Here is a 15,246-nt window from a genome sequence, read left to right as displayed (position 1 = left end):
TGGCAGTAACTCGCTGCGATCGCGGCTTATGTCATTGACGGATGAGAATCAAAATCAGCAAGGTTCAACAGGAAACCTTTTAAGCGGGCTCGATGCTGGCCCAATAGCGGGTCATGAAACGCACCTTTACTGGCAGGGTTTTACTCAGGTTCTCCAGTACGGTTTCGGTGTCATCGATACGAAAAGCGCCCGATATGCGTAGGTCCTGAACCGCTGTCGCACACTGCAACACGCCGGGCCGATAGCGGTTCAGTTCCTCGACAAAGTCCCCCAGCCGCCAGTCGTCCACACGCAGCATGCCGTGGACCCAAGCCGTCGACCCTGCTGCTAAAGGGCTAATGTCCTCGATCGCCTCGCGGTCAAACGTCACTTGCTGCCCAGCCTCCACCCGCACAGGATGACCGGATGACCGACGGGCCGTCACTTCAACCGCGGCCTGCAACACGCCGACACGGGTGCGCCCGGGCAGTTGGCGCACGCTGAATTGCGTGCCCAGTGCCCGCACGCGCCCTTCTCCGGTATCTACAATAAAAGGCCGCAGGGCCGAGTCCTTGGCGGTCTGAACCAGAATTTCCCCACCGTGCAGCTGGATCAGGCGCTGGGTTGAATCGAAGCGGATGTCCAGCGATGTGTGGGCATTCATCTGCACCTGCGAGCCATCGTCCAGGCGCAGCGAACGCCGCTCGCGGCTGCCCGTACGTTGCCCGGCGAGCATCGAACGGTAGGGCAGCTCTTCAACCGCCAGCCAGGAACAGGCACCTGCGGCCAGTAGCAGACTGAGTATTTTCAAGACCTCCCGGCGCTGCGCCTTGGCTGCACTGAGGCTGGACAAGGCCGTTTGACGGGGCACGCGGGCCCATTGTTGCTGAAGTTTCTCGACACGTGCCCACGCCGCCGCATGCTGGGGGCTGGCGTGCAGCCAGGTTTGCCAGGCGCGGGACGTGGCGTCGCAGCAGGTGTCGTCATTCAATTGCACGTACCACGTTGCGGCGGCCTCAAGGACCTTGAGGTCGGGAGCACCGCTCATTCGTGCTCCATCAGTAACAGGCAGCGGGTCATGGCCCGAATCAAATGATTTTTCACCGTGGTGACGGACACGCCGTAGCGTTCGGCCGTCGCCACGTAGCTGAGTCCTTCAAGTTGCACCGCGAGGAAAATATCCCGTGTCCGACAGCCCAGTTCATCGAGCAGCGTATCGATTGAGACCAGCATTTCGATGATCGACAGCCGCGTTTCCGGCGAAATATCGACCGGTTCAGGGCGCAGCGATAAAGCCTGCAAATAGGCCTGCTCGATGGTGCGGCGACGGGATTTATCGATTAACAGCGACCGCGCGATGGCGCTCAGATAACCGCGTGGCTCGCGGATTGGCGTGTCGATCCGGGCCGTCATGACCCGCACAAACGTATCCTGCGCCAGATCGGCGGCATCGGCCGCATTGCCCAACCGAACCCGCAACCAGCCCTTCAGCCAACTGTTGTGGTCGCTGTACAACTGATGAAGTGCTGAGCGATCAAGCGCCGACATGAACATGCCACCCATGCGTAAATGGTAATCGCTCGCATTGTCGTGATGGCAAGCTGATTATGCAAGGGTCATTTGATGGCAGGGTGACTTGAGGCAGTGGCCAGAACGCCGCGGATGAAACGCTACGGGTGGGGTAAAACCCAAACAACAGGCAAAAAAAATCCGACGCCCCTGAGAGACGCCGGATGTTTTTGCTGACTGAGCACGGACCAACCGGCCTTCACTCAACAGCAGGACGCGCAGGTCTTAGTTGACCTTGGCGTTCAGCTCACCTTTGAGGTAACGCTGGTACATGGCTTCCAGAGAGATCGGCTTGATCTTCGAAGCGTTACCGGCGGTGCCGAAGGCTTCGTAACGGGCGATGCAGACATCACGCATGGCCGTTACCGTAGCGCCGAAGAATTTGCGCGGGTCAAACTCGCTCGGGTTGGTGGCCATCAGGCGACGCATGGCGCCCGTCGATGCCAGACGCAGGTCGGTGTCGATGTTGACCTTGCGCACGCCGTGCTTGATGCCTTCAACGATTTCTTCAACCGGCACGCCGTAGGTTTCTTTGATGTCGCCGCCGTACTCGTTGATGATTTTCAGCCACTCTTGCGGCACCGAGGACGAACCGTGCATCACCAGGTGAGTGTTCGGAATGCGCTTGTGGATTTCTTTGATGCGATCAATCGCCAGCACGTCGCCAGTCGGCGGCTTGGTGAATTTGTACGCGCCGTGGGATGTACCGATGGCAATGGCCAGGGCGTCCACTTGGGTGCGTTTTACAAAGTCAGCGGCTTCTTCAGGATCGGTCAGCATTTGGCTGTGATCCAGCACGCCTTCCGCGCCGATGCCGTCTTCTTCGCCGGCCATACCGGTTTCCAGCGAACCCAGGCAACCCAGCTCGCCTTCTACCGACACACCACAGGCGTGAGCCAGGGCCACGGTTTGCTGAGTCACGCGCACGTTGTAGTCGTAGTCAGTCGGGGTCTTGCCGTCTTCACCCAGCGAGCCGTCCATCATCACCGAGCTGAAGCCCAGTTGGATGGAACGCTGACACACGTCAGGGCTGGTGCCGTGGTCCTGGTGCATGCACACCGGGATATGCGGGAATTCTTCGATCGCGGCCAGGATCAGGTGACGCAGGAACGGAGCACCTGCGTATTTGCGCGCACCGGCCGAAGCCTGAACGATCACCGGGGAGTCAGTCTTGTCAGCGGCTTCCATGATGGCGCGCATCTGCTCAAGGTTGTTGACGTTAAAAGCTGGAACGCCGTAGCCGAATTCGGCGGCGTGGTCCAGCATCTGGCGCATGCTGATAAGTGCCATTGTGCGTGTCTCTCCCGGACGAGGGTCGTTAATCGTGCAAGCCTGCCGGAGCGGCGGCTGCTATTCAAGTTTTTGCAGATCGGGGGTAACCGCTCTGCGCGTCATTAGCCTCATCTGTAGTCGCTGCCGCAGTCGGCTCAAAGCCCATCACTGAATCAGCCACGCCTACAGCTCAAAGCGTTACGGGCACCCGCGCTCTTTAGAAGGCGTGGGTGACTCGTATTTCTCCAGTGCCTCAGGCCCTGATCGTTTATTAACCAATGGCACGCTCTGCGCCTGCCAGTCAGCCTGGTAGCAGCCGCTCTCTTCAGGCGTGGCCGCTTCAGGCGCGGGCTTGGGCGAGCCGGAACACCCGGCCACGAAGCCTGCAATCATCAACAGCGGTAACAACTTGAGCATGTCCATGCTTCCTTTCAGGGCCTGATTCACGTTCAGGCTTTCGCGCGGCTTTCCAGAACGTCCACGGCAGGCAATACCTTGCCTTCAACGAATTCCAGGAACGCACCGCCACCGGTCGAGATGTAAGAGATTTTGTCAGCAACGCCGTACTTGTCGATGGCGGCCAGTGTGTCACCACCGCCTGCAATCGAGAATGCAGCGCTGTCAGCGATGGCGTGGGCCAACACTTTGGTGCCATTGCCGAACTGGTCAAACTCAAAAACGCCGACCGGACCGTTCCACAGAATAGTCTTGGATGATTTCAGCAGCTCGGCGAAGTGCGCAGCCGTCTGCGGGCCGATGTCCAGAATCATGTCGTCTTCTGCCACGTCAGCAATCAGTTTGACAGTGGCTTCAGCGCTTTCAGCGAATTCCTTGGCCACCACCACGTCGGTCGGCAACGGCACATTGACCTTGGCGGCGATGGCGCGCGCGGTGTCCAACAGGTCGGGTTCGTACAGCGACTTGCCCACCGGGTGGCCGGCCGCCGCGAGGAACGTGTTGGCAATGCCGCCGCCCACGATCAGCAGGTCGCAAATCTGGCTCAGGCTGTTCAGGACGTCGAGTTTGGTCGACACCTTGGAGCCCGCGACAATCGCAGCCATGGGTTTGGCCGGGGCGCCCAGGGCTTTGCCCAGCGCTTCCAGCTCGGCAGCCAGCAACGGACCTGCCGCTGCAACCTTGGCGAACTTGGCCACGCCGTGGGTCGAACCTTCAGCGCGGTGCGCGGTGCCGAAAGCGTCCATCACGAACACGTCGCACAAGGCCGCGTATTGCTTGGCCAGTTCATCGGCGTTCTTCTTTTCGCCCTTGTTGAAGCGCACGTTCTCGAACAATACGATGTCGCCGGCGTTCACGTCGACGCCATTGAGGTAGTCGCTCACCAGCGGCACTTCACGGCCCAGCGCCTTGCTCAGGTAGTCAGCCACGGGCTTGAGGCTGTTTTCAGCGGAGAATTCGCCTTCAGTCGGGCGGCCCAGGTGCGAACAGACCATGACCGCCGCGCCTTTTTCCAACGCCAGCTTGATGGTCGGCAGCGAAGCAAGGATGCGCGCATCGCTGGTGACAACACCGTCCTTGACTGGGACGTTGAGGTCTTCGCGGATCAGTACGCGCTTACCTTGCAGATCGAGGTCGGTCATCTTCAACACGGTCATGGGTCGCAGTTCCTGAGTTTCTAATGTGAGAGAACGGTTTTTGGGTGAGTTACATGCAGATAGTGCTCTGCCACATCGATCATTCGATTGGCAAAACCCCATTCGTTGTCAAACCAGGCCAGCAGGTTAACCAACCGCGGGCCGGACACACGGGTCTGGCTGGCATCGACAATCGCCGAATGCGGGTCATGGTTGAAATCACAGCTGGCATGGGGCAATTCGGTATACGCCAACAAGCCTTTGAGCGGGCCGCTGGTCGCGGCCTCGCGCAACATCCGGTTCACTTCCACCGCGGTGGTGTCGCGCGCGGTGACCAACGTGATATCCAGGCACGACACATTCAAGGTCGGCACCCGTACGGCTTTGGCTTGAATTCGGCCAGCAAGTTCCGGCAGCAAACGTTCAATACCTTTGGCCAGACCGGTGGACACCGGAATCACTGACTGAAACGCCGAGCGTGTACGACGAAGGTCTTCGTCATGGTAAGCATCAATCACCGGCTGATCGTTCATCGCTGAGTGAATGGTGGTGATCGACACGTACTCCAGACCAAACGCCTGATCCAGCAGACGCAACAGCGGCACGCCGCAGTTGGTGGTGCATGACGCGTTGGAAATCAGGCGCTCGGTGCCGGTCAGGCTGTGCTGGTTCACGCCGTACACGATGGTGGCGTCGGCATCGGCCTCGCTGGCCATCGGTTGCGAAAACAATACAGCGGGGGCCCCGGCGTCGAGAAAACGCTGGCCATCGGTGCGCGTGTTGTAGGCACCGGAACATTCCAGTACCAGATCAACACCGAGCGCGGCCCAGTCGATCCCTTCAGGGGTGGCACTGCGGAACACTTTCACGCAGTCGCCATTGATATGCAGGCAGTCGCCTTCGATCCGGATCTCGCCGGGAAACCGGCCATGCGTGGAGTCGAAGCGCGTCAAATATTCGAGGCTGGCCATATCGGCCAAGTCATTGAGGGCAACAATTTCAAACCCGGCAGCCGCTCCCCGCTCACACAACGCACGCAAGACGCAACGACCAATGCGGCCGTAGCCGTTGAGTGCAACTTTGTAAGGACGCGGTTGAGGCATGGGGTTCTCTTATTCTTCAAAACCTGCAGTCGCTGCCCAAAGCTGCGATCAGGCCCGCAGGCCTTCAGCAAAGGGTTGCACAGCGCCCCTTCACAACCGTGGGCAACGACGACGGGAAGCGCGGCAGCCAAAGGGCCGCCGCGTCGGGCGTTTAGTCTTCGAGCAGTTCTTCAGCCTGACCCAGGATGTTTTCCAGGGTGAAACCAAACTCTTCGAACAAGGCAGGCGCAGGCGCCGACTCGCCGTAGGTGGTCATGCCGATGACGCGACCTTCCAGGCCAACGTACTTGTACCAGTAGTCTGCGTGGGACGCTTCGATGGCAATACGCGCGCTGACCTGCAACGGCAGAACCGATTGCTTGTAGCCTGCGTCCTGCGCTTCATACACGCTGGTGCAGGGCATCGACACTACGCGAACCTTGCGGCCTTGCTCGGTCAGCTTCTCGTAAGCCTGAACCGCCAGGCCGACTTCGGAACCGGCCGAGATCAGGATCAGCTCAGGCTCGCCTGCACAGTCCTTGAGCACGTAACCACCGCGGTTGATGTCGGCAATTTGCGCGGCATCACGGGTTTGGTGGTTGAGGTTCTGACGCGAGAAGATCAGCGCCGACGGGCCGTCCTTACGCTCCAGAGCGAACTTCCAGGCCGCTGCGGATTCCACCGCGTCAGCCGGGCGCCAGGTGTCCAGGTTCGGCGTGGTGCGCAGGCTGGTCAGTTGCTCGATGGGCTGGTGCGTCGGGCCGTCTTCGCCCAGACCGATGGAGTCGTGGGTGAACACGTAAATCACGCGCTGCTTCATCAGGGCCGACATGCGAATGGCGTTACGAGCGTATTCCATGAACATCAGGAAGGTCGCACCGTAAGGCACCAGACCGCCGTGTACTGCCACGCCGTTCATGATGGCGCTCATGCCGAACTCGCGCACGCCGTAGTACACGTAGTTACCGTTGGCGTCTTCTGCCGACACACCTTTGCAGCCTTTCCACAGGGTCAGGTTGGAACCGGCCAGGTCGGCCGAGCCGCCCAGCAGTTCCGGCAGCAGCGGGCCGAAGGCATTCAGGGTGTTCTGGCTGGCTTTACGGCTGGCGATGGTCTCGCCTTTGGCCGCGACTTCGTTGATGTAGGCCGTGGCCTTGGCATCGAAGTCAGCGGGCAGTTCGCCGCTCAGGCGACGGGACAGCTCTGCCGCCAGTTCCGGGAACTCGGCCGCATAGGCTGCAAAACGTTTTTCCCACTCGGACTCAACGGCAGCACCGGCTTGCTTGGCGTCCCATTCGGCGTAGATATCAGCCGGGATTTCAAACGGGCCGTGGTTCCAGTTCAGCGCCTGGCGGGTCAGGGCGATTTCGTCGTTGCCCAGCGGAGCACCGTGGCAGTCTTCTTTGCCCTGCTTGTTCGGCGAACCGAAACCGATGGTGGTCTTGCAGCAGATCAGCGTTGGCTGGTCGCTTTTGCGCGCGGTTTCGATGGCGGTCTTGATCTCTTCCGGATCGTGGCCGTCAACATTGCGGATCACTTGCCAGTTGTAGGCTTCGAAACGCTTTGGCGTGTCGTCGGTGAACCAGCCTTCAACTTCGCCGTCGATGGAGATGCCGTTGTCGTCGTAGAACGCGATCAGCTTGCCCAGACCCAACGTACCGGCCAACGAGCCGACTTCGTGGGAGATGCCTTCCATCATGCAGCCATCACCCAGGAACACGTAGGTGTGGTGGTCGACTACCGTGTGGCCAGGGCGGTTGAACTGCGCGCCCATGACTTTTTCTGCCAGGGCAAAGCCCACGGCATTGGCCAGACCCTGACCCAACGGGCCGGTGGTGGTCTCAACACCCGGCGTGTAGCCCAGCTCCGGGTGACCCGGGGTGCGGCTGTGCAGTTGGCGGAAGTTTTTCAGGTCGTCGATCGACAGGTCGTAGCCGGTCAGGTGCAGCAACGAGTAGATCAGCATCGAACCATGGCCGTTGGACAGCACGAAGCGGTCACGGTCAGCGAACGACGGGTTGCTCGGGTTGTGCTTCAGATAATCGCGCCACAGTACTTCGGCGATATCCGCCATGCCCATCGGGGCACCCGGGTGGCCGCTGTTGGCTTTTTGCACGGCATCCATGCTGAGTGCACGAATGGCGTTGGCACGCTCACGACGGCTGGGCATCGCTGTTCTCCTGGGAATTGGTAAATAAAAACGAATCGGAAAAAGGCGAGCATTTTCCCTCAGGCAGCGCCCTCGGGCAATGACAGATAGTCACTTGAATCATTTTTCCTGTGCTTAACCGTTCAATCTGTTGAGGATTGGACCGCTGCGCTCGTCATTACACTTAAGCCGTCCGACCAACGTGCCAGTTATCGACCAATATCAAAATGTTTTGATATTGGTCTTGCGACGACAGAACGGGGTAACTAGACTGCGACCCCATGAACTTACGCGTGCCTTCAATTCGCCATGACGATTGCGATGAGCTCTCCGCCTTGTGCAAGGCTGGAGGCGACCCGCTGCGACTGAATGTGCTGCGCGCGTTGGCCAACGATTCATTTGGTGTGCTGGAGCTGACCCAGATTTTCGCGACCGGCCAATCTGGCATGAGCCATCACCTCAAGGTGCTGTCCCAGGCCGGGCTGGTGGCTACACGGCGTGAAGGCAACGCGATCTTTTATCGCCGCGCCCTGCCCCACACCGAACAATTGGGCGGCACGTTGCACGCCGCGTTACTGGGTGAGGTCGACAACCTGACCCTGCCCGCCGACGTACAGGCACGCATCAGCGCCGTACACGGGCAACGCGCTGCCGCTAGCCAAGACTTTTTCTCGCGCATTGCCGAGAAATTTCGCGCCCAGCAAGACCTGATTGCAGGCTTGCCGCAGTACCGGGACAGCGTATTGGCATTGCTCGACAAACTGAGCTTCACTGCGCCCGCCACTGCGTTGGAGGTCGGCCCCGGCGATGGCAGCTTCTTGCCTGATCTGGCCCGACGCTTTGACCAGGTCACGGCACTGGACAACAGCCCGGCGATGCTTGAACTGGCGCGTCAGGTGTGTGAGCGCGAATCACTGAACAACGTCAGCCTGATCCTGGCCGACGCGCTCAACGGTTCGCAGATTCAAGTCGATTGCGTGGTGGTGAACATGGTCCTGCACCATTTCGCCGCACCGGCCGAAGCAGTGAAGCAACTGGCCACCTTGCTGCAACCTGGCGGTAGCCTGCTGGTAACAGAGTTGTGTAGCCATAATCAGGCGTGGGCCCGCGAGGCGTGCGGCGATTTGTGGCTAGGTTTTGAACAAGATGATCTGGCCCGTTGGGCCACCGCTGCGGGACTCGCTCCCGGGGAAAGCCTCTATGTAGGCTTACGTAATGGTTTCCAGATTCAGGTCCGCCACTTTCAGCGACCTTCTGGCGACACTCACCATCGGTAAATATTAGGAAACCGTCGAGATGAGCGAATACTCCATTTTCACCTCCGAGTCCGTGTCTGAAGGGCATCCGGACAAAATCGCCGACCAGATTTCTGACGCGGTGCTGGACGCCATCATTGCTGAAGACAAGTTCGCCCGTGTGGCGTGCGAGACTCTGGTGAAAACCGGCGTAGCGATCATCGCCGGCGAAGTGACCACGTCGGCCTGGGTTGACCTGGAGCAGATCGTTCGTGACGTGATCACCGACATCGGCTACACCAGCTCTGACGTCGGCTTCGACGGCGCTACCTGCGGCGTGATGAACATCATCGGCAAGCAGTCCCCTGACATCAACCAGGGTGTTGACCGCGCCAAGCCTGAAGATCAGGGCGCCGGCGACCAGGGCCTGATGTTCGGCTACGCCAGCAACGAAACTGACGTGCTGATGCCAGCGCCGATCACCTTCTCGCACCAGCTGGTTCAGCGCCAGGCCGAAGCCCGTAAATCCGGCCTGCTGCCTTGGCTGCGTCCGGACGCAAAATCCCAGGTCACGTGCCGCTACGACAATGGCAAGGTGGTGGGCATCGACGCAATCGTGCTGTCGACCCAGCACAACCCGGACGTCAGCGCAGCCGACCTGCGCGAAGGCGTGATGGAGCTGATCGTCAAGCACGTACTGCCTGCCGAACTGCTGCACAAAGACACCCAGTTCCACATCAACCCGACTGGCCAGTTCATCATTGGCGGCCCGGTGGGTGACTGCGGCCTGACCGGTCGCAAGATCATCGTTGACACCTACGGCGGCATGGCCCGTCACGGCGGCGGTGCATTCTCGGGTAAAGATCCTTCCAAGGTTGACCGTTCGGCGGCTTACGCGGGTCGTTATGTGGCCAAGAACATTGTGGCTGCCGGTCTGGCCGAGCGTTGCGAGATTCAGGTTTCCTACGCAATTGGCGTCGCTCAACCGACTTCGATCTCGTTGAACACCTTCGGCACTGGCAAAATCTCTGACGAGAAAATCATCAAGTTGGTGCGTGACGTGTTCGACCTGCGTCCTTATGCCATCACCAAGATGCTCGACCTGCTGCACCCGATGTACCAGGAAACCGCCGCTTACGGCCACTTCGGCCGCACGCCGCAGACCAAAACGGTCGGCGACGACACCTTCACCACGTTCACGTGGGAGCGCACTGACCGCGCTGAAGAGCTGCGCGCTGCCGCTGGCGTGTAACCGCGCCCCGCTGCACCCAAAAGCCCCGGACAGGCAACTGTCCGGGGCTTTTTTGGTGCTGCGCCCGGTGAACGTGTTGCCCGCGAAACATGCGGTAAAGCTGCGGCACGGTCCGACTGAGAACCTGCACTAGCCTTAAGCATTCTTACCGGGCAAGGACGCTCATGATGCTGGTCACACTTCGTCTTCTCAGCGGGCTTGCGCTCGCGTTTCTCACGGCCTTTGCAGGCGCCGCCACCTGCCCCGACGGGTCACCGGCCCAGGCCAACCTGTCCATCAGCCGTCTCGAACAACAAGTGCAGATCTGGGATGACAGCTACCATCGCCTAGGCGTTTCCCTCGTGACGGATGCTCAATACGATCAAGCACGTGCGCGCCTGGAACAGTGGCAACGTTGCGTCGGCGCAACGCCTGCGAGTGACCCGCTGCACACAGCACGGGGCAAGGTGGCGCACCCCGTGCCCCACACCGGTCTGAGCAAACTGCCCGACGACCAGGCCGTTAAACGCTGGCTGGCCAACCGCCGGGGGATTTGGGTGCAACCCAAGGTCGACGGCGTGGCCGTGACGCTGACCTATCGACAAGGCCAACTGCAACACGTGATCAGCCGGGGGGACGGAGAGAAAGGTCAGGACTGGACAGCCTCGGCCCTTACCCTCAATGCCATTCCCCGTACCTTGGCGCACCCTGTCACGCTGGTGCTGCACGGCGAACTCTACTGGCGCTTGCCCGGCCATGTCCAAGCCACCTCTGGCAGCCTGAATGCGCGCAGCCTGGTTGCAGGCCTGATGGCACGCCACACCCTCGCCCCTGAGCATGCCGAGCGTATTGGCCTGTTTGTCTGGGACTGGCCCGACGGCCCGGCCACGCTGAACGAGCGTTTGCAGCACCTGACCCGCCTGGGGTTTGTCGACAGCCAGACCTACAGCCAGCCAGTCGAACACTTCGAACAGGCGCGAGATTGGCGCCAGCGCTGGCACACCACGGCGTTGCCGTTTGCCACCGATGGCGTTGTGTTACGCCAGAGCGAACGCCCCGACGCCAAGCGCTGGCAGGCAACCCCCCCAAACTGGGCCGTTGCCTGGAAATACCCCCACGCCCAAGCCATCTCCGAAGTGCGCAGCGTGACGTTCAATATCGGCCGCACCGGGCGCATCACGCCGATGCTGACGCTGGCCCCCGTGACACTCGATGACCGGCGCATCCAGCGCATCAGCGTCGGCTCACTGCAACGCTGGCAAACCCTGGATATTCGCCCCGGAGACCACGTGGCCATCAGCCTCGCAGGCATGACCATTCCCCGCCTGGACAGTGTGGTGCTGCGCGCACCCGAGCGCCTTGAAGTCAACGCCCCCACCCCCCAGAACTTCCACAGCCTGAGCTGCTGGCAGCCGACGCCGGGCTGCGAAAGCCAATTTTTGGCGCGACTGAACAGGTTGAGCAGCAAGCAGGGTCTGGCCCTACCGTTTGTCGGGCCCGGAACGTGGAAAAAGTTGATCCAGAGCGGACAAATCAACAGCCTGACCGATTGGTTGACCCTGGATGCTTCCCGGCTTGTTAAGATTGCGGGCTTCGGCGAGCGCAGCAGTGAACGTTTATTGACCAGTTTTCAGGGCGCCCGGCAACAACCGTTCGAGCGCTGGGTCAAAGCAATCGGGTTGCCGCCCACGGGGGACGCGGCGTTGGGCCACTCGTGGCAGGCGCTGGTTGCGCGTGATACCGACGCCTGGCGGGCAGAGCCGGGCATTGGCCCACGCCGTGCCGAACAATTGAGTGCGTTCCTGCAAGACCCGAACGTACGGGCAATAAGCGAAACATTACGGGCTGCTGCAGTGCCGGGCTTCGACTAGCCTGCTTCAGACTTATTCAACACCCATGCTGCGTTTCGCATTTTTGAACTGTGTGTATTGTCACTTTTTGTTATGGAGCTATTCATGAAATTTCTTTCACCGCTCGCCCTGTTTACTGTTTGCGGCCTGATGGCTGCCCCGCTGATGGCTGCGGATCAAGCGCCCGAGTTGAAGGGCTGCGCTGCCAAGATCAAAGAAATCGAAACGCAGCTGGAATACGCCCGCGCTCACAACAACAGCGGGCAGATTGCCGGTCTTGAAACAGCCCTGGAAAAAGTCAAAAAGTATTGCACCGATTCAAGCTTGAAGAAGGAGCGCGAAAGCAAGGTGCTCGATGCCAAGCATGAAGTCAGCCGGCGTCAGGCCGATCTGGACAAAGCCATGAAGAAAGGCGACCCGGAAAAAATCAACAAGCGCAAAGACAAGCTGGCTGAGTCGCGCAAAGAATTGCAAGAAGCGCTGGATCAACTGGACCAGTAAGCCTCACGCCAGCCTCGCACGGCCCTTTCACGCAGTGAGAGGGCCGGCCAAGCTGGGAATGTGAAGGCCTGATCAGTGGTTGCGAAATTCCTTGTGACACGCGCTGCACGTGTCTTCGACTTTCTGCACCGCAGGCGCGAGGTGGCTGGCCTTGTACGGTTGAACCTGACTGGCAATGACCAACTCACCCGTGGCCGCTTCCAGTTGACGGGCCAGGTCTTGAAAACGTGCCTGTTTTTGCCACACATCATCGGTCGCGCTGGTCTGGTCGGACTCTTTCACCTGCGAGAAATGCTTCCACGGCTCATGGGCCAATGCATCCAGCTTGATCGCGCCCTCGGTAAAACGCGGGCCATCAAACGGAATTCGCCCACGCAACATGCCGCCCAGGTCTTCACTGGTCTTGAGCATTTGTTTGAAAATCGCTTTGCGCTGGCCCAGCGGCGAATTGGGATCAACCCCACCACACGCCGACAGCGTCAGGCAGGCCAGCAGTACAACAGTCAATCGTTTCAGAGTCATGGTCGCTTCACATCACGAAAATCGGTCGCCAGTATCCTCGCGTCACCTGTAAAGACCAATACCCCTAATGAATATAAGGATTGCCCTGACGGTTCTCGAACCCCGGCAACCGCAAAGGAACATCGCAGATGAGTCGTCTTTTAAAGCCATGGGTGTGGGCCTTGCCCGTCGTCATGTTGTTGGCCGGCTGCAACGGCACCGATCAGGACGCCAAACAGCCTGAAGCCCCTCACACCACGTACAGCAAAGCGGACTGGGGTGCATTGCCCGAAGTGACCGGTACGGATCTGCAAGGCGGGTTCGCCTCTTGGCGCAGCGCCTGCACCCGGCTCAAGGCCGACGCCAACTGGGGCCGCATTTGCAGCGAGGCGGCCCAATTACCGGCCAGCCCGAGCGTGGCCCAGATCAGCGATTTTCTGCAAACCCACCTGGATGTCTACAGCCTGCGTTCGGCGCAGGGCAGCCGCGACGGCCTGATTACCGGTTATTACGAACCCGTCTACCCCGGCAGCCTGACAGCCAACGAGGTCGCCAAGGTGCCGGTTTACGGCGTGCCGTCCGACCTGATCGTGGTCAACCTCGACAGCCTCTACCCGGAACTCAAGGGCAAGCGTCTGCGCGGTCGCCTTGAAGGCCGTGTGATCAAACCCTACGACACCGCGGCCACCATCAATGCCCAAGGCCTGAACGCGCCTGTGATTGCGTGGTTGACCGACCCGATGGACCTGCAGTTCCTGCAGATCCAGGGTTCGGGCCGCGTGCAACTGGATGACGGCCGCCAATTGCGCATTGGCTACGCCGACCAGAATGGCCATCCCTACAAACCGATCGGCCGCTGGCTGGTGGAACAGGGGCAATTGAAGAAAGAAGACGTGACCATGGGCACCATTCACGCCTGGGCCATGGCGCACCCCGAGCGCGTCAACGAACTGCTGGCCAGCAACCCGAGCTACGTGTTCTTCACCCAAAACCCCGACAGCAACGAAGGCCCGCGCGGCTCGCTGAACGTGCCCCTGACCGCTGGCTACAGCGTGGCGGTGGACCGCAAGGTGATTCCACTGGGTAGCCTGTTGTGGCTCTCCACCACTCAGCCAGATGGCCAGCCCATCGTGCGCCCGGTGGCCGCACAAGACACCGGCGGTGCGATAGCAGGTGAAGTGCGTGCCGACTTCTTCGTCGGCACAGGCCCCGAGGCGGGCAAACTGGCGGGCGACATGAAGCAGAAAGGCAATATCTGGCTACTGTGGCCCAAAGGTGCAGCGCTGCCGGAGTAAAACCGGCGTTGACCCACCGTCTGTATCGCTGTCGAGCACTCGCTGATGCCGCTCGACAGCGACAGATCGGCGTTACTCCACCGGATCACTCACCGGCTTTGCGATGATTTGCTTTAACTCAGCGGTCATCGGGAACTCAAGGTTCAGGTTATTGGGCGCAATCGGTTGCTCGAACCAGCGCTGGTAGATGCCGTTGATTTCACCCGAGCTGTAGAGGTCGGCCAGGGTTTGATTCACCACCGCCAGAAATTGCGGGTCATCTTTGCGCACCATGCAGCTGTAGATTTCCCGCGATTGTTCGTCCCCGACCACCACCCAGTTATGCGGGTCGCGCGCCTTGGCGCGTTCGCCGTACAGCAATGCATCATCCATATAAAACGCCACGGCACGGCCGGTTTCGAGCATTTTGAACGCTTCGCCATGGTCTTTGGCGCTGATGACGTTCATGCCCATTTTGTGATCGGCGCTGTAGCTTTTGATGAAACGCTCATTAGTGGTGCCCGCGGTGGTCACTACGTTTTTCTCGCGCAGGTCATCAAACCCCTTGATGCCACTGTCCTTGGCGGTCAGCAACTGGCCTTTGACGTAGATAAACCCGTAGGAAAACGCCACCTGCTTCTGACGTTCAGCCGTAACGCCAGTTGAGCCGCACTCCAGATCCACCGTGCCGTTTTGCACCAGCGGGATGCGGGTTTGCGACGTCACCAGGTTGTATTTGATGTTCAGGGGCTTGTCGCCCAGCTTCTTTTGCACGTTTTCGACGATTTTATTCGCCAGATCCACCGAGTAGCCCATGGGCTTGCCCGAATTGTCGCCGACATACGAGAACGGCACCGACGCGTCCCGATAGCCGAGGGTGATGCGCCCCGAATCCGCGATCTTTTTCAACGTGCCCTGCAACGGTGCGTCATTGGCGGATACTGCCTGACTGATCAGCAGGCCCAGCGTGCAACTGATCAAGGTGAGTTTTTTCATCTTCTTATTTCCCCT

General features: G+C 60.0%; 14 protein-coding genes. 5 read left to right on the top strand and 9 right to left on the bottom strand.

Annotation, left to right across the window (positions count from 1 at the left end):
- Window positions 1-79: 79 nt before the first annotated feature.
- The 7 genes from BKD70_RS04455 to tkt all read right to left on the bottom strand — a co-directional run bounded on the left by BKD70_RS04455 (window position 80) and on the right by tkt (window position 7,664).
- Window positions 80-1,027: a FecR domain-containing protein gene (locus BKD70_RS04455; RefSeq protein WP_047278207.1), complete on the bottom strand. Its 948-nt coding sequence runs from the start codon at window positions 1,025-1,027 to the stop codon at window positions 80-82.
- Window positions 1,024-1,527, bottom strand: coding sequence for a sigma-70 family RNA polymerase sigma factor (locus tag BKD70_RS04450; RefSeq protein ID WP_047279173.1), 504 nt, complete (start codon window positions 1,525-1,527; stop codon window positions 1,024-1,026). Before BKD70_RS04450 ends, BKD70_RS04455 begins: the two co-directional genes overlap by 4 nt.
- A gap of 246 nt (window positions 1,528-1,773) precedes the next feature.
- A complete protein-coding gene (fba, locus tag BKD70_RS04445) occupies window positions 1,774-2,838 on the bottom strand; it encodes a class II fructose-bisphosphate aldolase (protein WP_047278209.1) in 1,065 nt (354 codons plus the stop codon).
- 180 nt (window positions 2,839-3,018) lie between these two features.
- Window positions 3,019-3,237, bottom strand: coding sequence for a hypothetical protein (locus BKD70_RS04440; RefSeq protein WP_047278211.1), 219 nt, complete (start codon window positions 3,235-3,237; stop codon window positions 3,019-3,021).
- Window positions 3,238-3,269: 32 nt separating this feature from the next.
- Window positions 3,270-4,433 (bottom strand): phosphoglycerate kinase, encoded by a 1,164-nt coding sequence (locus tag BKD70_RS04435; protein ID WP_047278213.1) that lies wholly within the window; start codon window positions 4,431-4,433, stop codon window positions 3,270-3,272.
- 20 nt (window positions 4,434-4,453) lie between these two features.
- Window positions 4,454-5,515: an erythrose-4-phosphate dehydrogenase gene (gene epd / locus BKD70_RS04430; protein ID WP_047278215.1), complete on the bottom strand. Its 1,062-nt coding sequence runs from the start codon at window positions 5,513-5,515 to the stop codon at window positions 4,454-4,456.
- A gap of 151 nt (window positions 5,516-5,666) precedes the next feature.
- Entirely contained in the window at window positions 5,667-7,664 is a 1,998-nt protein-coding gene (gene tkt / locus BKD70_RS04425; RefSeq protein WP_047278217.1) for a transketolase, read from the bottom strand.
- Window positions 7,665-7,924: 260 nt separating this feature from the next.
- On the opposite strand from tkt, the gene BKD70_RS04420 reads away from it, so the two are divergent.
- The 4 genes from BKD70_RS04420 (at window position 7,925) to BKD70_RS04405 (ending at window position 12,460) form a co-directional block, all read left to right on the top strand.
- On the top strand, window positions 7,925-8,920 hold the full coding sequence (locus tag BKD70_RS04420; protein ID WP_047278219.1) for a metalloregulator ArsR/SmtB family transcription factor: 996 nt from the start codon (window positions 7,925-7,927) through the stop codon (window positions 8,918-8,920).
- Window positions 8,921-8,939: 19 nt separating this feature from the next.
- Window positions 8,940-10,130 carry a methionine adenosyltransferase gene (metK, locus tag BKD70_RS04415; protein ID WP_047278222.1) on the top strand — a complete coding sequence of 397 codons (1,191 nt, stop codon included), beginning with the start codon at window positions 8,940-8,942 and terminating at the stop codon, window positions 10,128-10,130.
- A gap of 167 nt (window positions 10,131-10,297) precedes the next feature.
- Complete coding sequence (gene ligB, locus BKD70_RS04410) at window positions 10,298-11,980, top strand: NAD-dependent DNA ligase LigB (RefSeq protein ID WP_047278224.1); 1,683 nt, start codon at window positions 10,298-10,300, stop codon at window positions 11,978-11,980.
- An 84-nt stretch (window positions 11,981-12,064) separates the two neighbouring features.
- Window positions 12,065-12,460, top strand: coding sequence for a DUF1090 domain-containing protein (locus BKD70_RS04405; protein WP_047278226.1), 396 nt, complete (start codon window positions 12,065-12,067; stop codon window positions 12,458-12,460).
- Between the two features lie 72 nt (window positions 12,461-12,532).
- Here BKD70_RS04405 and BKD70_RS04400 read toward each other — a convergent pair whose 3' ends face one another.
- Complete coding sequence (locus BKD70_RS04400) at window positions 12,533-12,982, bottom strand: cytochrome c (protein WP_047278228.1); 450 nt, start codon at window positions 12,980-12,982, stop codon at window positions 12,533-12,535.
- Window positions 12,983-13,110: 128 nt separating this feature from the next.
- Between BKD70_RS04400 and BKD70_RS04395 the strand changes: the two genes are divergently transcribed.
- Window positions 13,111-14,256 carry a murein transglycosylase A gene (locus tag BKD70_RS04395; protein ID WP_047278230.1) on the top strand — a complete coding sequence of 382 codons (1,146 nt, stop codon included), beginning with the start codon at window positions 13,111-13,113 and terminating at the stop codon, window positions 14,254-14,256.
- Window positions 14,257-14,328: 72 nt separating this feature from the next.
- On the opposite strand, the gene BKD70_RS04390 is transcribed toward BKD70_RS04395, so the two are convergent.
- Entirely contained in the window at window positions 14,329-15,231 is a 903-nt protein-coding gene (locus BKD70_RS04390) for a transporter substrate-binding domain-containing protein (protein WP_047278232.1), read from the bottom strand.
- Window positions 15,232-15,246 lie beyond the last annotated feature (15 nt).

It is taken from the genome of Pseudomonas sp. BS-2016, assembly GCF_001806145.1.
GTDB lineage: Bacteria > Pseudomonadota > Gammaproteobacteria > Pseudomonadales > Pseudomonadaceae > Aquipseudomonas > Aquipseudomonas lundensis.
Note: the sequence above shows the minus strand (reverse complement) of the source record. Positions and strands in the feature narration are given on the sequence as shown.

Excerpts from the sequence above, each read along its gene's own strand:
- BKD70_RS04455 (WP_047278207.1), bottom strand. The coding sequence starts at position 1,027 with ATGAGCGGTGCTCCCGACCTCAAGGTCCTTGAGGCCGCCGCAACGTGG.
- BKD70_RS04450 (WP_047279173.1), bottom strand. The coding sequence starts at position 1,527 with ATGTCGGCGCTTGATCGCTCAGCACTTCATCAGTTGTACAGCGACCAC.
- fba (WP_047278209.1), bottom strand. The coding sequence starts at position 2,838 with ATGGCACTTATCAGCATGCGCCAGATGCTGGACCACGCCGCCGAATTC.
- BKD70_RS04440 (WP_047278211.1), bottom strand. The coding sequence starts at position 3,237 with ATGCTCAAGTTGTTACCGCTGTTGATGATTGCAGGCTTCGTGGCCGGG.
- BKD70_RS04435 (WP_047278213.1), bottom strand. The coding sequence starts at position 4,433 with ATGACCGTGTTGAAGATGACCGACCTCGATCTGCAAGGTAAGCGCGTA.
- epd (WP_047278215.1), bottom strand. The coding sequence starts at position 5,515 with ATGCCTCAACCGCGTCCTTACAAAGTTGCACTCAACGGCTACGGCCGC.
- tkt (WP_047278217.1), bottom strand. The coding sequence starts at position 7,664 with ATGCCCAGCCGTCGTGAGCGTGCCAACGCCATTCGTGCACTCAGCATG.
- BKD70_RS04420 (WP_047278219.1), top strand. The coding sequence starts at position 7,925 with ATGAACTTACGCGTGCCTTCAATTCGCCATGACGATTGCGATGAGCTC.
- metK (WP_047278222.1), top strand. The coding sequence starts at position 8,940 with ATGAGCGAATACTCCATTTTCACCTCCGAGTCCGTGTCTGAAGGGCAT.
- ligB (WP_047278224.1), top strand. The coding sequence starts at position 10,298 with ATGCTGGTCACACTTCGTCTTCTCAGCGGGCTTGCGCTCGCGTTTCTC.
- BKD70_RS04405 (WP_047278226.1), top strand. The coding sequence starts at position 12,065 with ATGAAATTTCTTTCACCGCTCGCCCTGTTTACTGTTTGCGGCCTGATG.
- BKD70_RS04400 (WP_047278228.1), bottom strand. The coding sequence starts at position 12,982 with ATGACTCTGAAACGATTGACTGTTGTACTGCTGGCCTGCCTGACGCTG.
- BKD70_RS04395 (WP_047278230.1), top strand. The coding sequence starts at position 13,111 with ATGAGTCGTCTTTTAAAGCCATGGGTGTGGGCCTTGCCCGTCGTCATG.
- BKD70_RS04390 (WP_047278232.1), bottom strand. The coding sequence starts at position 15,231 with ATGAAAAAACTCACCTTGATCAGTTGCACGCTGGGCCTGCTGATCAGT.